Below are 18,069 nucleotides of genomic sequence, written 5' to 3'. Positions count from 1 at the left end.
TTTAAAGCGGATTCAGGCGGCCGCGGAGAATACTGACTCCTTGACCAGGTCTCAAGTGCCCCGCAACAGAGCACCGACGACAGGTTTGGCGCACGGTTGCGGGTCATCTTAGAAATGCACCTTCACCAGCAGGCTGGTGGTGTTTTCATTGGTGTCGAAGCTGGACGTGTTCTCGATGCCGTATTTGTCTTTCCAGTAGCTGTACTCGGCGCCGACATACACCTGTTTCTCACGCCAGCCCATGGCTTTGCCCAGGTCGTATTTCACCTGCGGGTTGACGTGCACGTTGGCGTGATAGGTACCGCGTGCGTTCTGGTCGTTATCCACGACCCAGTCGATGTAGCCGTCGATCAACACGGTCGAGTTACCCAATGGAAGGGTGTAGGACCAGGCTGGTGTGATTTGCCAGACGTCATCGCCGGGGCGGCTGCCTTCGGTCTGGCGCCGATAGAAGTTCAAGGTGAAGTAGTTGAAGCCCGGTACGGCGAGGTCGAAACCTGGGCCGATCAGGTAGGCCTCGGTGTCGTCTTCGCCGTTCTCGTAGGTCATGGCCAGCAGCACGTCCTTGATCGGCCCGAACTCTAGACGGCGGTCGAGGATTTTGCCGAAGGAGAGGCGGGGGCTGAACTCGCCGTAATAGGCGTGAGAGCCTTTGTTGCGGTCTTTTTCGCCGTTGTAATACGTGCTGTCGACGAACAGGAAATTGTCGCCGTACTTCCATTTGTCGGCATGCTCGAAGGTCACTGTCTGCTGGATCGACGGGTTGACCGCAAAATCCTTGCCGTACAGGTAGCTCAAGCTGTTGGTCTGCCACAGCAATAAATCGCCGGCCATGGCCTGACTGGCGGCCAGAAGACCGCCGCCCAACAGCATGTGTGTCTGTGTCCGAATCATCTGTTGCTCCCTCTTGTTTTTATTGTTTGAGGCGCAGACAGCCCTTGACCCTGTAGGAGTGAGCCTGCTCGCGATAGCGTTGAATCAGTCAACTCAGGCGTTGAATGTCATACCGTCATCGCGAGCAGGCTCGCTCCTGCAAGGTTCATGGCGTCTCTGTTATTGCTGGTGTGCGTGGCAGTCATTGATGGCCGCGCGTTCCGCGCCGCCAAGGATGTTGAACAGCAGGTTCAGCGTCAGCGCACTGAGGGTCGCCATGGCGATCCCGCTGTGGGTGATCGGGCTCATCCACATCGGCAAGTGGGCGAAAAACTCCGGACGCACCACCGGGATCAGTCCCATCCCGATGCTCACCGCCACCAGCAACTGGTTGCGGCGATCGCCGATATCGGCTTCCTGGAGAATCTTGATCCCGGTTGCGGCGACCATGCCGAACATCGCGATCGCGGCGCCGCCCAGTACCGCAGGCGGAATCGAGGCCACCAGAAAAGCGGCCTTTGGCAGCAGGCTCAAGACGATCAGCAAACCGCCGGCGACGATGGTGACCGAGCGGCAGCGCACGCCGGTCATCTGCACCAGGCCGATGTTCTGGGCGAAAGAGGAGTGGGTGAAGGTGTTGAAGAAACCGGCAAAGAACGAGGCGCCGGCATCGCAGAGCAAGCCGCGACGCAGCATGCGCGGGCAGACTTCCTGGTCGGTAATCTTGCCCAGTGCAAGGAACATCCCGGTGGACTCGACGAAGATGATCACCACCACCAGGCACATGGAGAGGATCGGCGCGAGTTCGAATTTCGGCATGCCGAAATGCAGCGGGGTGACGAACTGCAACCAGGGCGCCTGGGCCATGCCGCTGAGGTCGACCATGCCCAGCACGCCACAGAGCACGTAGCCCAGGCACATGCCGATCAGCACGGAAATGTTCACCCAGAAACCGCGCATGAAGCGATGCACCAACAGAATCGTGCCCAGCACCAGTGCGGCGATGGTCAGGTAGATGGGGGAACCGAATTGAGTGGCGCCAGCACCGCCGCCGGCCCAGTTAACGGCCACGGGGAACAGCGATAAACCGATCGAGGTGATGACCGTGCCGGTCACCAGAGGCGGGAAGAAGCGAACGACTTTGGACATGAACGGCGCGATGATCATGCCGAAGAACCCGGCGGCGATGGTCGCGCCGAAGATCCCCTGCAGTCCGATACCGGGCATGCCGGCCATGGCGACCATGCTGCCGACGGCGGCGAAACTGGCGCCCATCATCACCGGCATTCTTATTCCCACGGGGCCGATGCCCATGGATTGCACGATGGTGGCGATCCCGGCGACCAGCAGGTCGGCGTTGATCAGGAAGGCGATTTCTTCACGACTCAGGCCAGCGGCCTGTCCGATGATCAGCGGCACCGCAATGGCTCCGCCGTACATCAGCAGAACGTGTTGCAGCCCGACCAGAATCAATTGCAAAAGGGGCAAACGCTGAATAGCGGGTGCGTCGGGGATGCGCGCTTGGGATAGCTCGGACATGCAACACCTCGGATCTTTTTTATTCTTGTGATTTTTGCAGCAGGGTGACCGCAGTGCGGCCGATCGCGGGCAAGCCTTGCTCCTACAGGTTCTAGTGAATCCTGTGGGAGCAAGGCTTGCCCGCGAAGCTTTTCAGCGGTTAATTGGTCGACGCTCCCTGCACAATCCAGGCACCGATCAGGTCACGTTCCTGCTGGGTCATCTGCGTGATGTTGCCCAGTGGCATGATCTGGCTGGTGACGGCTTGTGCCTGAATGCGCGGGGCGTTCTGGCGGATCTGTTCAGGGGTATCGAACATCACGCCACCGGGTGCTGCACTGAACAGCGGGCTGGTTGGTTTGGCCGAATGGCACACCGCGCAACGTTCCTGAATCACGCTGTGCACCTTGTCGAAACCAGGGCCCGCATTGGACGCTTGGGCCGGTGCGGTAGCAGGGGCCTCGGCAGGTTTTGCTTCAGCCGGTTTCAAACCACCGCCCACTGCTGTTTCCGGCAATGGCTGGTACTCGATGGTGCCAGCAGCCTTGGCGACATCAGGTGCACTCGGCATCTGCGCAGGACCCGTTACGTAGGCCAGGCTGATCATGCCGACGGCGGCAACCGGGAGGGTCCAGGCGAACTTGTGGCTGTCGTGACGGGTGTTGAAGTAGTGACGCACCAACACCGCCAGCACCGCGATCCCGGCCAGGATCAGCCAGTTGTATTGGCTGCCATAGGTGCTCGGGAAGTGGTTGCTGATCATGATGAACAGCACCGGCAAGGTGAAGTAGTTGTTGTGACGCGAACGCAGCAAGCCTTTGGCCGGCAGTGCCGGATCGGGCGTACGGTTCTCGGCAATCGCCGCCACCAGTGCACGTTGCGCGGGCATGATGATACGGAACACGTTGCCGACCATGATGGTGCCGATGATCGCGCCGACGTGCAGGTACGCACCACGACCGCTGAACACCTTGCTGAAGCCGTAGGCCGCGCCGATGATCAGGACGAACAGGATGAAACCGAGCAGGGCAGGGCGTTTGCCCAAGGCCGAGTCGCAGAGGAAGGAGTAGATGAACCAGCCGATGAACAGCGAGCCGATACCGATGGCCACGCCTTCAGGACCGCTCAGTGTGCTACCCGGAGCCAGCAGGTAGAGCGTCGGGTTGGAGTAGAACACCACGCACAGCAGCGCGATCCCCGACAGCCAGGTGAAGTAGGCTTCCCATTTGAACCAGTGCAGGTTGTCCGGCATGGTCGGTGGGGCCAGTTTGTATTTTTCCAGGTGGTAGATACCGCCGCCGTGGATCGCCCACAAATCGCCCGCCAGACCACTTTTCGGGTTGACCCGATTGAGGTTGTTTTCCAGCCAGACGAAATAGAACGACGCGCCGATCCAGGCCACGCCAGTAATCATATGAACCCAGCGCACGCTCAGGTTCAGCCATTCAAACAGATGTGCTTCCACAGTCTTTACCTCTCGCCTGTCACTCTGTTGTCGAGTGATCAGACCTTCTCTTATTGGTGGGGGGCGAGGATCAAACGCTCATCCTCTTTGAAAAAATGCTCATCGCAGTTATTGCATGTGCCACTGCGATCAACCACCAGGAAGTCATCCCGCTTTTCGATCGTCAGCACCGGATGGTGCCAAACGCCGCGATGGTAATTAATGCCCTGCCTGCCGTTGGTGACGAAGGCGCGGACCAAGCCTGATACAGGTTCATCGCCAACTGGCGCGACCACGATCAGAAAGGGGTTGCCGAGCAGCGGAATGAAAGCCTGGCTGCCCAACGGGTGACGCTCCAGCATGCAAACGGTCAGCGGCATGTCCTGCGCGTCGGCGCGGAAGATGCTGATGATCGCGTTGTCTTCTGGCTTGGCGGTTTCCACCGTCGCCAGTTTATGGAAGCGCATGGTCGAACCGTTGTTGATCATGAAGTGATCGCTGCCATCGGTTTCGATCACGTCACCGAAAGGGGCGAAGGCTTCTTTAGTCAGCGGTTCAATCGTCAATGTGCGCATGCTGTTCTTTTCCGAATTCTGTGTTGTTCAACTTGTCAGTGCGTCTTGCGCGATCCCTGTAGGAGCTGGCGAAGCCTGCGATCTTTTGACTTTGTTTTTAAGATCAAAAGATCGCAGCCTGCGGCAGCTCCTACAGACTCAGCATTACTTCGCGACCTTGCCCAGTACGCGCAGACGGCTTACACCACCATCCGGGAACACGTTCAGGCGGATGTGGGTGATCGGGCCCAGTGCTTTGATCTGCTCGGCGAAGGTGTGTTCGGCGTGCATTTCCAGTTTCTGAGCGGGCAACAGCTCACGCCAGAACAGCGATTGGGTTTCGATCTGGCTGTCGGTACCGCCCTTCACGAACGCGCCCTGGATCGAGCAGGTGTCCGGGTAGTTGCCTTTGAAGTGCAGGGTGTCGACGACGACTTTCTCGATCTCGCCGGCATGACCCAGTGCGACGATCACCCAGTCATTGCCAGGTGTGCGACGACGTGCGGTTTCCCAGCCATCGCCCATGTTGATGCCACGACCCGGGTTAAGGATGTTGCTCATGCGACCGAAGTGTTCGTCGGAGCAGGCGAGGGCGCGGCCACCGTTGAGGGCTGCAGCCAGGTCCACTTGCTCGTTGTCACCCACAGCGGACCAGTCGCGGAACGGAATGCCGTAAACGCGCAGACGGGCCACGCCACCATCCGGGTAGATGTTGAAGCGCAGGTGGCTGAACGACTGGTCGTTGTTGATCTCGTGGTAGTGGTGGCTGTTGCCCTGCAGCTCGACGGCTGACAGTACTTCAGTCCACTGGGTGTTTTCGTCCGGCTCGCCCGAGGCCAGGAAGCAGGCTTCCAGGGAGGCCGACGGCGGGAAGTTGCCGGTGAAGAATGAAGTGTCGATGTCCACGCCTTTGATCGAGCCCGGAACGCCCAGGCGGATCACCGCGCTGTCGTAGCCTTCAAAGCGCTTGCGGCGCGACTCCCAGCCGTCCATCCACTTGCCGTTGTCATCGAACACGCCCTCCTTCCATACGGCCGGGGTCGGCTGAAACAGACGGTTGGCGTCTGCAAACCAGTCATCGGTGACCGAGATGATCTTGGTGCCCAGGCGGGCGTCGGCCAGGTTGACGAACTTCTCGAAAGGTACGGCGTAAGCTTTCATTCTTCTTGTCTGCCTTTAATAAGTTGGCTTGGGATGCTTGCAGGGCCCTGGGTGCTTTTCGCGTTTAACAGCACTCGGGCCAGGCTTGCTTATAGGGTCAGTAATCGGAACAGGGCGATCTTGTTGATCTCCGCCAGCGCGCATTTGAATTCGGTGTCTGCCGAGTTGTGAATGCGCGTTTCGAACGCCGCGAGGATCTGATGCCGGTTGCTGCCTTTTACCGCCATGATGAAGGGAAACTTGAACTTCGCTTTGTAGGCGTCGTTCAGCTCGGTGAAGCGCTGAAACTCTTCGGCCGTGCATTGGTGAATACCGGCGCCAGCTTGTTCATTGGTGCTGGCTTCGGTCAGATGGCCCTGGACGGCAGCTTTGCCGGCCAGGTCCGGGTGAGCGTTGATCAGGGCCAGCTGGCTTTCGTGATCAGCACTCAACAGGATGTCGCTCATGCGCTGGTGCAGGGTTTCGATCTCGTCGATCGAAGGGTCCTGGCCCAGGTCGAAAGCCTTTTCGGCCACCCATGGCGAATGTTCGTAGATGTCGGCGAAGGCAGCGACGAACGCGTCGCGGCTCAGGGTCGATGGCTTCAGGGTTTTGAAGGTGCTCATTTGGCAGCCCCTTGGTACGGGTGGGTTTCTTGCCAGTGGCGCGCAATGTCGACGCGGCGGCTGAACCACACCTGTTCATGACTTTTAGCGTATTCGATAAAGCGCTTGAGCGAGGCCAGGCGCGCCGGACGGCCGATCAGGCGGCAGTGCAGACCGATCGACAGCATCTTTGGGGCTTCTGCGCCTTCGGCGTACAGCACGTCGAACGCGTCCTTGAGGTATTCGAAGAAATCGTCGCCCTTGTTGAAACCCTGGACCTGGGTGAAGCGCATGTCGTTGGTGTCCAGCGTGTACGGGATCACCAGGTGCGGCTTGCCAGTCGGGTTGTTGGGTTCCCAGTAGGGCAGGTCGTCGTCATAGGTGTCGCAGTCGTAGAGGAAACCACCTTCTTCCATCACCAGGCGACGGGTGTTCGGGCCGGTGCGGCCGGTGTACCAGCCCAGCGGGCGTTCGCCGGTGATTTCGGTGAGGATGCGGATCGCTTCGAGCATGTGCTCGCGTTCCTGGGCTTCGTCCATGTACTGGTAGTCGATCCAGCGATAGCCGTGGCTGCAGATCTCGTGGCCGGCGTCGACCATTGCGCGGATCACGTCCGGGTGGCGTTGTGCGGCCATGGCCACGGCAAAAACGGTCAGCGGGATGTCGAATTCCTTGAACAGTTTCAGGATCCGCCAGACGCCGACACGGCTGCCATACTCGTAGAGCGATTCCATGCTCATGTTGCGCTCGCCCTGCAAAGGCTGCGCCGAGACCATTTCCGACAGGAAGGCTTCAGATTCTTTATCGCCGTGCAGAATGTTGCGCTCGCCACCTTCTTCGTAATTGAGTACGAAGGACAAGGCGATGCGGGCATTGCCCGGCCAGTGTGGGTGCGGAGGGTTACTGCCGTAACCGACCAGGTCGCGTGGGTAGTCAGCGCTCACTGCAGTCTTCCTTCTTGTTCGTGGCATATCAATGTCAGGTAAGTGTGGCGTGCCTGATAACGGATTACAGGCTGGCGTCACAGCGATGGGCTGATTGTATACAACTTTATATCCACTTTGTAAGCCTGAATTTTCGCATTTTTCATTGACTGTCATGAAAGGATGGTACTGCAAGAAACCTGCCTGACTGGTCAGCTAATGGATGGGAGGTCCGCTGATCCTGAGGTTTAGCTGTCTATACGCTACGAAATCCGCAATGGCGTTGTCGGATGGAAAAATGTCGTTTTTATTGTGTACAATTTTTTTGAAAAGTGTCTTAATCAATCGCTCGCCGCAGCGTTTCGTGCTCCGAATCGGTGCGGTCTCCTTTACAACTGACTTCGGGAGGCGCGAGGCCTGACTGCTCTTGGCAGGCAGGCGCGCAGAATCAATGGGACGTTTGACTACACACGTTTTGGACGCTGCACACGGTTGCCCGGGCAGCTCGATCAAAGTCGAGTTGTACCGCGTTGAAGGCTCGCAGCTGGAATTGGTCGCCAGCGCGATAACCAACAGCGATGGCCGTGTCGATGCACCGCTGCTGCAAGGTGATGATTACCGTACCGGGGTTTATCAGGTTCAGTTCCATGCGGGCGATTACTATCGCGCCCGTGGTGTTCAGTTGCCGGAGCCGGCCTTTCTGGATGTGGTGGTGCTGCGGTTTGGCATCTCTGCAGAGCAGGATCACTACCACGTACCGCTGCTGATTTCGCCGTACAGCTATTCCACGTACCGCGGCAGCTGATCCCCCAAGCAGCTGCCTCAACCTGGAAGCGACTGCGCATATAGCTTCTTTGGTCTTTCGCCCGCTCACACTGCGGGCTTTTTTTTGCCTCTGGGAAAGTCAAAAGATCGCAGCCTCGTTGCACTCCGCAGCTCCTACAGGGGATTGCATTCCAACTGTAGGAGCTGCCGAGTGAAACGAGGCTGCGATCTTTTGATCTGGCTTTGCTTAACGGCTTAACGGCTTAACGGCTTAACGGCTTAACGGCTCAACAGCGACGCCGCCCCCGCCCCACTGAACAGGCCGGCACTCACCCGGTTAAACCAACTCTGCCCCTTGCCGCTGCGCAGATACCGCGCGGCACCGTGGGCACCCAGCCCATAAGCCAGCTTGCACAGCAGATCCAGCACCGTCCACGTCGCGATCATCACCAGCAACTGCGGCAGGAACGGTTGCTCGGCACTCAGAAACTGCGGCAGGAACGCGGCGAAGAACAGAATATCTTTCGGGTTGCTGGCTCCCAACACAAACGCGCGCCCGAACAATGCGCGAAAGCGCGGAACAGCCGCCGCCTGGGGCACTTCAGCGCCCACCGAAGGCTGACGCGATTGCTGCCAGCTCTGCCAGGCGAGGTAGAACAGGTACAGTGCGCCGACAATCTTCAGCGCGCTGAACAGCTGTTCCGAGGCCAGCAATAACGCACCCAACCCCAAAGCCGAAGCACTCAGCAGGCAGATCGACGCAATCACGCCGCCCAGAAACGCCGGGTACGAGCGACGCAAACCGTAATTCAGACTGTTGCTGATCATCAGCAAAGACAGTGGCCCCGGGATCAGGATCACTACCAGCGCAGCGCCGCTGAACAGCAGCCAGGTTTCCAGACTCATCACTTTCCTCCATTTGTGCAAAAGCCCCACCCGACGGGGTGAGGCTGATTCGAAACGCGTTATGCGTAACGTTTACAAGAAAACAAACTTGGCGATGAAGATCGCGCAGAGCACCCACAGGCTGACGGAGATTTCCTTGTGCTTGCCAGTGAAAGCCTTCAGTACCACGTAAGTGATAAAGCCGAGCGCGATGCCATCAGCGACCGAGAAGGTCAGGGGCATCATGATCGCGGTGACGATTGCCGGGATGCTGTCAGTGGCTTCGTCCCATTCGATGTGCTTCATGCCGCCCATCATCAGCATCGCGACATAAATCAGCGCGCCCGCAGTGGCGTAGGCGGGGATCATGCCGGCCAGCGGTGCGAAGAACATCGCGGCAATAAATAGCACACCTACCGTCACCGCGGTAAGACCAGTCCGACCACCTGCGGCAACCCCCGCGGCGCTTTCCACATAACTGGTGACCGGGGGCACACCGACTACCGCGCCGAACACGCTGGAAGCACTGTCGGCTTTCATGGCGCGCGAGAGGTTTTCAATCCGCCCGTCCGCGTTCACCAGATTGGCGCGCTGGGCAACGCCCATCAGGGTGCCGGCGGTGTCGAACATGTGCACGAAGAGGAAAGCCAGTACCACGCTGATCATGCTGATGTTGAAGACGCCGGCGACGTTCATCGCCATCCAGGTCGGTGCCAGGCTCGGCGGGGCCGACATGATGCCCTCGTAGTGCACCAGGCCCAGGCCCCAACCGGCCAGGGTCACGGTAATGATGCTGATGAGGATCGCGCCGAACACTTTGTGATAGCTGAGCACGGCGATCATCAGGAAGCAGATGGCGGCGAGCAGTGGACCAGGCTCGCGCAGGGAGCCGAGTTTGATCAGTGTGGCCGGGCTATCGACGACGATGCCGGCGGTTTTCAGACCGATCAACCCAAGAAACAAGCCCACGCCAGCGCCCATGGCGTAGCGCAAACTCACGGGGATGCTGTTGAGCAGCCATTCGCGGATTCGGGAAAAGGTCAGGATCATGAACAGCACACCGGACACGAACACCGCGCCCAGTGCGGTTTCCCAGTTGTAGCCCATGGCGCCGACCACGGTGTAGGTGAAGAAAGCGTTCAGGCCCATGCCCGGTGCCAGGCCCACTGGCCAGTTGGCGTAAAGGCCCATCAGCAGGCAGCCCAGCGCAGCAGCGATGCAGGTGGCCACGAACGCGGCGCCGTGATCAATCCCCGCATCGGCCATGATGTTGGGGTTGACGAAGATGATGTAAGCCATGGTGATGAAGGTTGTCAGACCGGCAATCAGTTCGGTCTTCACCGTGGTGCCATGCAAGGTGAGTTTAAAGATGCGCTCCAGCCAGCCGTTAGGTACAGGCGGCGAGAGATCCAGCGTCGATGCTTCGGATTTGCGGCTTTCCACAGCGAGTACTCCTCAAGAGTTTTATTGTTATTTCCAGGACCGGACCCATGAGGGCGGCAGCGGTCCTTTGAGGCACTTGCGAATTTGTTGACCGCTTGGTCAGGAACTCGCACGAAGTGGATTATGCTTTTGTGTACAAATAAAGCAAATATTGTTTTTGATTTTGTAGACGAAAAGTTTGGTGATAGGGATATATGGCCTTCGAGGGCCCATCGCCAGCAGGCTGGCTCCCACAGGATTTGTGTTCACCACGGATCACTGTGCCCCCATCCGGTTGGCTCCCACAGGATTATGTCCACCACAGGTCATGTGGGAGCCAGCCTGCTGGCGATGGGGCCAGAACAGTCAATCAACAGTCTGACTTTTCCCAAGCGCCAGATTCACCGCCAGCCACCCATCCACCGCCGCCTCTCCAGCCTCGGCAAACACCCGTTCCAGCAACTTCACTTGCTCACGCCGCAGTGACTGCTCGAAACGCGCGCCATCCTCGGTCAATTCCAGCAACCGCTTACGTTTGTCTGTCTCGGACGCGACGCTGTCGACCAGGTGCATTTCCACCAATTGACGCAGCGGCATGTTCAACGCTTGTTTGGTTACACCCAACAGTTCCAGCAGTTCCTTGACGCTCAGGTTCGGATAACGGGCGATGAAAAATACGATGCGTTGATGGACTCGACTCAAGCCGCGCCGCTCAAGCATTTCGTCAGCCTTGGCGGTGAACGCCTGATAGCCGAAGAAAAACGCTTCCATGGCCTGTTGCTGAGTCGATGGATTTTTAAGGTCAAGCATATTGACGTATCCGTTCGGGGTGTCGTAATTTCGGTCAACCAGTTTGACTTATTTTCCTCAGGCCTCGCTACCGGTGATCCCCATGGCTTTTTCCGAACGTGTCTCGCGCCTTAAAAGTTCTTTGATCCGTGAAATCCTTGCTGCTGCCCAGCGCCCCGAAGTGATGTCGTTCGCGGGCGGCTTGCCGGCCGAGGCGATGCTGCCGAAAGTCGACTGGGCCGACATGCCGGTGACCATGGGGCAGTACGGCATGAGCGAGGGTGAGCCAGCACTGCGTGAAGTATTGGCTGCGCAAGCACGCGCCTTGGGCGTACCGTGTGAAGCGAGTCAGGTATTGGTGGTCAGCGGTTCGCAACAGACCCTGGACCTCGCAGCCAAGCTGTACATCGACCAAGGCACTGAAATCCTGCTAGAAGCGCCGACCTACCTGGCCGCACTGCAGATCTTTCAGCTGTTCGGGGCAGACTGCATCACGGTTCCGCTGGAAGCCGATGGTCCCAACCTGGCGACATTGCGCAGCCGTCTGGAAAAACACCGTCCGGCTTTCATCTACCTGATCCCGACGTTCCAGAATCCTTCAGCGGTTCGCTACAGCGAAGCCAAGCGTGATGCCGTGGCGGCGTTGCTCGATGAATTCGCCGTCACGCTAATTGAAGACGAGCCGTACCGTGAGCTGACTTTCGATGGTGGTAGCGCCACACCGATTGTCAGTCGTTTGAAGAAAAGCAGCTGGATCTATACCGGCACCGTGTCGAAAACCCTTCTGCCGGGGTTGCGTGTCGGTTACCTGATTGCCAGCCCGGATCTGTTTCCGCATTTGTTGAAACTCAAGCAATCGGCTGACCTGCACACCAATCGGGTAGGGCAGTGGCAGGCATTGCAGTGGATCGGCACCGAGAAATTCCAGCACCATTTGAGCGAGCTGAGGGACTTCTATCGGGTTCGAAGGGATGCTTTCCAGTTGGCTCTGGAAACCCATTTTTCCGATCTGGCAGACTGGAATGTGCCGCAGGGCGGGTTGTTTTTCTGGCTGACGCTTAAGCAACCGCTGGACACCCGCACGTTGCTCAAGAACGCGCTGGCGGCTGATGTGGCGTTCATGCCGGGGGAGCCGTTTTTCCCTGAGCCGGACAATCATCCGGGGCATTTGCGGCTGAACTTCAGCCATATCGATCCAGCACGGCTCGATGAAGGGCTCAAGCGTTTGGCGGGGGTAGTGCGTCAGGCGCTGATAGAAAAAGTTGCCTGAAATACAAATAAACCGGCTCAGGGGCCGGTTTTTTAATCAGCGGTGACTGGGCTGTCCTCATCGCCAGCAGGCTGGCTCCCACAGTGGATTAGCGGCGCTCACAAAACCTGTGGGAGCCAGCCTGCTGGCGATGGCGTCAGTCAGCGCACCGCATATACATCAAGCCGCCGCAAACCGCTTATCCAGATAATCAATGATCACTTTGGACTCATACATCCAGGTGGTCTGGCCATTCTCTTCAATGCGCAGGCACGGCACTTTGACCTTGCCGCCCTGTTCCAGCAGCGTCTGGCGATCCTGTTCGTTGTTCTTTGCGTCGCGCAATGCGACCGGAACATTCAGGCGGCGCAAGGTGCGGCGGGTTTTTACGCAGAACGGGCACGCGTGGAATTGATACAGGGTCAGGCCCTTGGCTGCGGTGTTGACCTGAGCCTGAACTTCGGCCGGGCGCTGTTTTTTGCCGGGGCGAGTGATGAAGTCGATGAAGATGATCAGTTGGCCTAGGCCGACACGAAGCGCTTTTACGAACACGGTATAAGCCTCACAGGGGCAAGCGGAAGGCGCGCAGCTTACCTGATTTTTCACAGGCGAAAAAAAACCGGCGATAAATGCCGGTTTTTTTCGTGCCGCGAATTACTTGATCAGGCTGAGAAACTCGCTGCGGGTCGCCGCGTTTTCGCGGAACTCACCCAACATCACCGAAGTGATCATCGACGAATTCTGTTTCTCCACACCGCGCATCATCATGCACATGTGCTTGGCTTCGATCACCACGGCAACGCCCAGGGCGCCGGTGACTTCCTGCACGGCATCAGCGATCTGACGGCTGAGGTTTTCCTGGATCTGCAGGCGACGGGCGTACATATCAACAATCCGCGCGACTTTCGAGAGCCCCAGTACTTTGCCGCTCGGGATGTAGGCGACGTGGGCCTTGCCGATAAACGGCAGCAGGTGGTGTTCGCACAACGAGTAGAGCTCGATGTCCTTCACCAGCACCATTTCGCTGTTATCGGAGCTGAACAAGGCACCGTTGGTGACTTCTTCCAGCGTTTGTTCATAGCCGCGGCAGAGGTACTGCATGGCTTTGGCGGCACGCTTTGGCGTGTCGAGCAGGCCCTCGCGGGAGACGTCCTCGCCCAATTGGCCGAGAATCGCGGTGTAATTCTGTTCCAATGTCACAGAGCTTTATTCCGTATAGGTTCTAGAGGGGTACGGTTTCTGTCTGTACCAATTTTGTACCAATCAGGCGTTGCTCCAGCTTCCCGGCTCCGCTTCAGTCTTGTCTGGAGTCGACCGCCGGTTATAAGTCGTCAGCAGCATTTGCACGCTGTGGCCGAGCTGATTCGCAATGAACCCGAGGTTCATGCCTGTCATTGGGCACATGGTAGCGTAAGTGTGCCGGCAGTTGTATTGCCGTCTGGCTCTGATGTTCAGAGCGAGCACTGCCGTCATGAAGGGTTTGCAGGTGTGCTGGCCTCATGACGGGGAGGGGCGCTGATCATGTTTCCAGTGTTTTCTCTAGTGCCTGGTCAAAAATCACCGGGCCCGAGTCGGTTTCGCCCAGCAAATCCTGTGGATTGAGCAACGGGCATGCGCCCATGGTCAGGCAGCCGCAACCGATGCAACCTTCAAGGCTGGTGGACAGCCTGGTCAGTTGCTCGATCCGTCGTTTCAGAGAGGAAGCCCACGCTTTCGATACCGTTTCCCATTCCTTGGCTGAAGCTTTGCGATCATGGGGAATGGGTTCAAGCGCTGTCTTGATCTCCGCCAGTGAAATCCCGCTGGCTTGCGCTATTCGAATAATCGCGATCCGACGAAGCGTGCCGCGAGCGTAGACCCGATGATTGCCGGCTGTGCGCTTAGACCCTAACAAGCCTTTGGACTCATAAAAATGCAGCGTGGAAACAGACAAGCCACTGCGTTTTGCGACTTGGCCCACGCTTAGATTTTGATGGTCGGTGACTTTTTCCTTCATGGCTGTTGAGCTCAAGCAATATTGAGGTTTCAAAGCCTACTCATCACATTGACGAAAGACAACAACAGCCAGAAACGCGCGTGAAGCGACAGGCTACTCGTCGCGACCTTCCATCATGGTTCGTTTGAGCATCACGTAAACCGCCCCGGCGCCGCCATGTCTGGCCTGGCACGAGGTGAAGCCAAGGACCTGTGAATGCTGGCGCAGCCAAGTGTTGACGTGACTTTTGATCATCGGGCGCTTGCCGTCCAGACGCACGGCTTTGCCATGGGTGACGCGCACGCAGCGGATTTCGAATTTGGTGGCTTCTGCCAGAAAGACCCAGAGCGTTTCCCGGGCTTTTTCCACGTTCATGCCGTGCAGGTCGAGGCTGCCTTCGAACGGAATCTGTCCGACCTTGAGCTTGCGCATCTGGCTTTCCTGCACGCCGTCGCGTGCCCACATCAACTCGTCTTCAGGTCCGACGTCGATCACGAACTGATCAGAGAGCCCGTCAACGGTGGTGGCATCGGTGCGCACGGTGGCGGCCTGACGCAGTTTGGCAATTTGCGCGCGGTCGGCTTTGGGTTTGCCGGTTTCGGCGCGATCGTGCTTGATCGGCTTGACGCCTTGGATCGCACTTTTGAACAGGGAAAAATCGTCGTCTTGCATGTCAGCCTCCGCGAAGGGCGGCCAGTTTACCCAAGTCCAGGCTTCAGCCATACAAATGAAGGCCCGCCGGCAGGTCGGGCCTTCAATTCAATCGTGTTTTTTCATCAAGTGCGGAGACATGTTGAGTTCACGGGATTGCCGAGAACGACGCCGGCATCGGCGCCACAGCCAGACACCGATGTACAGCACGAACAGGCCAACCGCCAGGATGATTGCCGACCCCAGCGGACTTGCATTCAGTTCGCCGAGTGCCGGCGGACGGCCGAGCAGGCTCGCTGCACCGGCCATGGCGAGTAGCACGCCGCACATGGCAAGCAACGCCGCAAACGCTGCGCCGAATCGAAAACGCCAGTTGCTTTGGCCTTTGGGCCGCAAGCGGCGAGCGTCAAAACCATCGGATAACTTCATTCCGACCTTCCTCAATGGGTATCGGCCCTTCGACCGGGAGTTGTCCGGGATGTTCCTGAGGCTAAGACAATTACAGGTAATGAGAGGCTTTTGCGGATGAGCGGCGATGTTGGCCGCTCATCGAGCGTGGATCAAATCAGTTCGTGCGTCAGCGCGAGGGTGGCGAAGTTGTCCGCCATGATCGCCATCTCGGTCTGTTGCACATGTTCGGCGCTGAGCACTCCTCCCTTGTAGGGTAGATCACGGGTGGCGCAGGCGTCTTCAACGAGGGTACAACGAAAGCCCAGGTTTTTCGCCGCACGTACGGTAGTGCTCACACTCGAGTGGCTCATGAAGCCGCAGACGATCAGGTCCAGCGACCCCAGGTTCTGCAGGCGATCCAGCAGTTCCGTACCGTGGAAGGCACTTGGCAGCAATTTGCCGATGATCGTTTCGTCGGCCTGTGGCTCCAGCCCGGGGATGAACTCGCCGCGCTCGCCCTGCGGGTCGAACAACCCACCGACAGTGCCGAGATGGCGGACATGCACGATCGGCCGACCGGCTGCACGGGCAGCGGCGACCAGTTGCTTGATGTTCGCGACGGCAGCATCCATGCCGACCAGGGCCAACGGGCCGCTGAGGTATTCTTTCTGGGCATCGATGATCACAAGCGTCGCATGACTCAGATTGGCTGCTGCATAACCGCGGCCGCTGAGTTGAAACATCGTTTTTGGAACGGACATTCTGGGGCTCCTTCGGGTGGGGCTTTTGCGACATTGTCCTCTGGCTGAGCGCTTCTGTGAATCGCTACCATCGTAGAGGCCGTCGTTATTGGCTCGCAGCCTTGTCAAGTGGCTCGTATTGTTCAATAGCAGACCAGAAAAACAGAAATATCCTACAACTGCCCCTGTATTTTTACGGCGTCGTCGTGATGCGTTTTGGCTGGTAGAATCGCCAGTCGTTTTTTCTGGAGTTTGCCCCCGTGATCACTTCCCGACTTCGTACCCTGCGAGACCATATTCGTTGGGCCGTCAGCCGCTTCCATGGGGAGGATCTTTTTTTCGGCCATGGGACCGACAACGCCTGGGACGAAGCCCGTCAACTGGTGTTGGGTGCCTTGCACTTGCCGTGGGAAATGGCTGACAGCTACCTTGATTGCGCGCTGGAAGACGATGAGTTGGTCAACCTGCAGCGTTTACTCAAGCGTCGTATCGAAGAGCGCATACCGACCGCCTACCTGCTGGGCGAGGCCTGGTTCTGCGGCATGTCGTTCATCGTCGACGAACGCGTGTTGATCCCCCGTTCGCCGATTGGCGAGCTGATCGAAAAACGTTTCGAACCCTGGCTGGCCGCCGAGCCCGCGCGCATTCTGGACCTGTGCACCGGTTCTGGCTGCATTGGCATCGCCTGTGCGTATGAATTCCAGAACGCCGAAGTGGTGTTGGCCGATCTGTCTTTCGAAGCGCTTGAAGTCGCCAACCAGAACATCGAGCGCCATGGCGTCGATGAACGTGTGTACACCGTGCAGGGCGATGGCTTTGACGGGTTGCCGGGTCAGCGTTTCGACCTGATCGTGTCAAACCCGCCTTACGTCGATGCGGAAGATTTTGCCGACATGCCGGACGAGTACCAGCACGAACCGGAACTGGGCCTGGCCTGCGGTGATGATGGTTTGAACCTGGTACGCCGCATGCTCGCCGAAGCCGCGGATCATCTGACCGAGAAGGGTTTGCTGATTGTCGAGGTGGGTAACAGCCAGGTTCACGTCGAGGCGTTGTACCCGGAAGTCGATTTTGCCTGGCTTGATTTCGAGCGCGGTGGGCATGGGGTGTTCATGCTGACGGCAGAGCAGTGCCGCAATCATCAGGCAGTGTTCGCCTCCCGCGTCTGACTTGAGGCCGCCATCGCTGGCAAGCCAGGCTCCCACAGGTTCTGCGTCGTTCAGATAACGGCTGAACGAAGCAAAACCTGTGGGAGCAAGGCTTGCCAGCGATGGCCGCGCCTCGGTCTCGAGCCATCAGCGCTGCGTAGCAATCCAGATCAACAACCCTGCCTGAAACATCGCAAATGCCACCAAACACGTAATGGTGAACCGCAGCGCCGCGTCTTCACGCATGTACTTGCTGACTTTTTCTTCGTGTTTCTTGAGTTTCACTTCCTGCTCGGCCAGGTTGTGCTCGGCTTGCTGAAGCATGTGCGCCGCTTCGATAATTTCCACCACCTGAAGCTTTTCGCGGTTCCAGTCTGCTTTCAGGTCACCGACCCGCGCGTCTTTGACGCTGCCCTTTAGATGCTGGGCATCGGCGTACACCACTTCAAAACCGTGGCTCTTCAGAAAGTGGTCGCGACGCAAGCGAGTGTCTTCGTTCAGCGCGTCCTTGTTGTTCAGGTCCGTGCCTTCGACGGTGTAGCCAGACCAGCGTTTTTTGGCCCAGTTAATTGCGTGGGCGGCCATGAAACGGCCGATGCCACGGTTCATCGGTTCAATCTGCAAGCCGCTGTCCGGCCCGAAACCCACGGTCTTGTCGACGTGATCGACCCACACATCCAGATGATTCTGTTCCTTGCGCACGCGCTGACCGGGCAGGGTGATGGTCATGCGCATCAGGCTGCGCTCCTTGTCGTGGCGTTCGGCGTAACCGAATTCGACAAAGCGCAGCGGGCGTCCACCGGTGTTGCGATCGGTCTGCAACGGCGCCAGGCGGAGCATTTTCTGGTGCTCGACGTGCACATCCGCCCACGGCAGCTCAACCGCCGGCGGTGCCTCTTGTTCAGCAGGGGTGTCGGGTGAAGTCGGGTTGTCGGTCATAACGGCGAGATCCTGTCCAAGCTCTGCTTGTCGCCAGTCTTGGCGCTGGCGACAAAGGC

The 18,069-nt window shown here is 58.3% G+C and carries 20 protein-coding genes; 3 read left to right on the top strand and 17 right to left on the bottom strand.

Translation table 11 applies throughout. From position 1 onward, the window contains the following. Nucleotides 1-108: 108 nt before the first annotated feature. From AC3ZVB_RS18485 to puuE, 7 genes are all read right to left on the bottom strand, one after another. Nucleotides 109-894, bottom strand: coding sequence for an outer membrane protein OmpK (locus AC3ZVB_RS18485; RefSeq protein ID WP_194692383.1), 786 nt, complete (start codon nt 892-894; stop codon nt 109-111). A 159-nt stretch (nt 895-1,053) separates the two neighbouring features. Then, on the bottom strand, nt 1,054-2,412 hold the full coding sequence (locus tag AC3ZVB_RS18480) for a nucleobase:cation symporter-2 family protein (RefSeq protein ID WP_162437494.1): 1,359 nt from the start codon (nt 2,410-2,412) through the stop codon (nt 1,054-1,056). Between the two features lie 139 nt (nt 2,413-2,551). Continuing rightward, the gene (locus tag AC3ZVB_RS18475; RefSeq protein ID WP_490147357.1) at nt 2,552-3,856 is read right to left on the bottom strand and encodes a urate hydroxylase PuuD; all 1,305 of its coding nucleotides are present in this window, start codon (nt 3,854-3,856) and stop codon (nt 2,552-2,554) included. 50 nt (nt 3,857-3,906) lie between these two features. Further along, entirely contained in the window at nt 3,907-4,410 is a 504-nt protein-coding gene (locus AC3ZVB_RS18470; protein ID WP_490147356.1) for an ureidoglycolate lyase, read from the bottom strand. 144 nt (nt 4,411-4,554) lie between these two features. Further along, nucleotides 4,555-5,550, bottom strand: coding sequence for an allantoicase (alc, locus tag AC3ZVB_RS18465; RefSeq protein WP_162437491.1), 996 nt, complete (start codon nt 5,548-5,550; stop codon nt 4,555-4,557). A gap of 89 nt (nt 5,551-5,639) precedes the next feature. Next, the gene (uraD, locus tag AC3ZVB_RS18460; protein ID WP_162437490.1) at nt 5,640-6,155 is read right to left on the bottom strand and encodes a 2-oxo-4-hydroxy-4-carboxy-5-ureidoimidazoline decarboxylase; all 516 of its coding nucleotides are present in this window, start codon (nt 6,153-6,155) and stop codon (nt 5,640-5,642) included. Further along, a complete protein-coding gene (gene puuE / locus AC3ZVB_RS18455) occupies nt 6,152-7,078 on the bottom strand; it encodes an allantoinase PuuE (RefSeq protein WP_162437489.1) in 927 nt (308 codons plus the stop codon). The genes uraD and puuE overlap by 4 nt, the downstream gene beginning before the upstream one ends. Nucleotides 7,079-7,508: 430 nt before the next feature. On the opposite strand from puuE, the gene uraH reads away from it, so the two are divergent. Further along, nucleotides 7,509-7,862 carry a hydroxyisourate hydrolase gene (gene uraH, locus AC3ZVB_RS18450; protein WP_008031462.1) on the top strand — a complete coding sequence of 118 codons (354 nt, stop codon included), beginning with the start codon at nt 7,509-7,511 and terminating at the stop codon, nt 7,860-7,862. A 239-nt stretch (nt 7,863-8,101) separates the two neighbouring features. Here the strand turns inward: uraH and AC3ZVB_RS18445 are convergent, their stop codons facing one another. From AC3ZVB_RS18445 to AC3ZVB_RS18435, 3 genes are all read right to left on the bottom strand, one after another. Beyond that, nucleotides 8,102-8,728: a LysE family translocator gene (locus AC3ZVB_RS18445; protein ID WP_162437488.1), complete on the bottom strand. Its 627-nt coding sequence runs from the start codon at nt 8,726-8,728 to the stop codon at nt 8,102-8,104. Nucleotides 8,729-8,800: 72 nt separating this feature from the next. Next, entirely contained in the window at nt 8,801-10,150 is a 1,350-nt protein-coding gene (locus AC3ZVB_RS18440; protein WP_490147355.1) for an NCS2 family permease, read from the bottom strand. A gap of 345 nt (nt 10,151-10,495) precedes the next feature. Beyond that, on the bottom strand, nt 10,496-10,939 hold the full coding sequence (locus AC3ZVB_RS18435; protein ID WP_162437486.1) for a MarR family winged helix-turn-helix transcriptional regulator: 444 nt from the start codon (nt 10,937-10,939) through the stop codon (nt 10,496-10,498). An 82-nt stretch (nt 10,940-11,021) separates the two neighbouring features. Here AC3ZVB_RS18435 and AC3ZVB_RS18430 point away from each other — a divergent pair, with 82 nt between their 5' ends. Next, complete coding sequence (locus tag AC3ZVB_RS18430; RefSeq protein ID WP_490147354.1) at nt 11,022-12,188, top strand: aminotransferase-like domain-containing protein; 1,167 nt, start codon at nt 11,022-11,024, stop codon at nt 12,186-12,188. Between the two features lie 159 nt (nt 12,189-12,347). On the opposite strand, the gene AC3ZVB_RS18425 is transcribed toward AC3ZVB_RS18430, so the two are convergent. The 6 genes from AC3ZVB_RS18425 to AC3ZVB_RS18400 form a co-directional block, all read right to left on the bottom strand. After that, nucleotides 12,348-12,719, bottom strand: a complete 372-nt coding sequence (locus AC3ZVB_RS18425; protein WP_162437484.1) for a glutathione S-transferase N-terminal domain-containing protein — start codon at nt 12,717-12,719, stop codon at nt 12,348-12,350. A 102-nt stretch (nt 12,720-12,821) separates the two neighbouring features. Next, nucleotides 12,822-13,367: a GTP cyclohydrolase I FolE gene (gene folE / locus AC3ZVB_RS18420; RefSeq protein WP_162437483.1), complete on the bottom strand. Its 546-nt coding sequence runs from the start codon at nt 13,365-13,367 to the stop codon at nt 12,822-12,824. A gap of 319 nt (nt 13,368-13,686) precedes the next feature. Next, nucleotides 13,687-14,163, bottom strand: a complete 477-nt coding sequence (gene soxR / locus AC3ZVB_RS18415; RefSeq protein ID WP_194692379.1) for a redox-sensitive transcriptional activator SoxR — start codon at nt 14,161-14,163, stop codon at nt 13,687-13,689. 93 nt (nt 14,164-14,256) lie between these two features. Continuing rightward, nucleotides 14,257-14,814: a Smr/MutS family protein gene (locus tag AC3ZVB_RS18410; protein WP_490147353.1), complete on the bottom strand. Its 558-nt coding sequence runs from the start codon at nt 14,812-14,814 to the stop codon at nt 14,257-14,259. An 87-nt stretch (nt 14,815-14,901) separates the two neighbouring features. Beyond that, nucleotides 14,902-15,222, bottom strand: coding sequence for a hypothetical protein (locus AC3ZVB_RS18405; RefSeq protein WP_162437480.1), 321 nt, complete (start codon nt 15,220-15,222; stop codon nt 14,902-14,904). Nucleotides 15,223-15,353: 131 nt separating this feature from the next. Next, nucleotides 15,354-15,944 carry a cysteine hydrolase family protein gene (locus tag AC3ZVB_RS18400; protein WP_162437479.1) on the bottom strand — a complete coding sequence of 197 codons (591 nt, stop codon included), beginning with the start codon at nt 15,942-15,944 and terminating at the stop codon, nt 15,354-15,356. A gap of 239 nt (nt 15,945-16,183) precedes the next feature. Here AC3ZVB_RS18400 and prmB point away from each other — a divergent pair, with 239 nt between their 5' ends. Further along, the gene (prmB, locus tag AC3ZVB_RS18395; RefSeq protein ID WP_194692378.1) at nt 16,184-17,092 is read left to right on the top strand and encodes a 50S ribosomal protein L3 N(5)-glutamine methyltransferase; all 909 of its coding nucleotides are present in this window, start codon (nt 16,184-16,186) and stop codon (nt 17,090-17,092) included. A gap of 126 nt (nt 17,093-17,218) precedes the next feature. Here prmB and AC3ZVB_RS18390 read toward each other — a convergent pair whose 3' ends face one another. Beyond that, nucleotides 17,219-18,010, bottom strand: coding sequence for a hypothetical protein (locus AC3ZVB_RS18390; RefSeq protein ID WP_490147352.1), 792 nt, complete (start codon nt 18,008-18,010; stop codon nt 17,219-17,221). Nucleotides 18,011-18,069: the final 59 nt, after the last annotated feature.

Source organism: Pseudomonas sp. MDV22-iso1, assembly GCF_058145095.1.
Note: the sequence above shows the minus strand (reverse complement) of the source record. Positions and strands in the feature narration are given on the sequence as shown.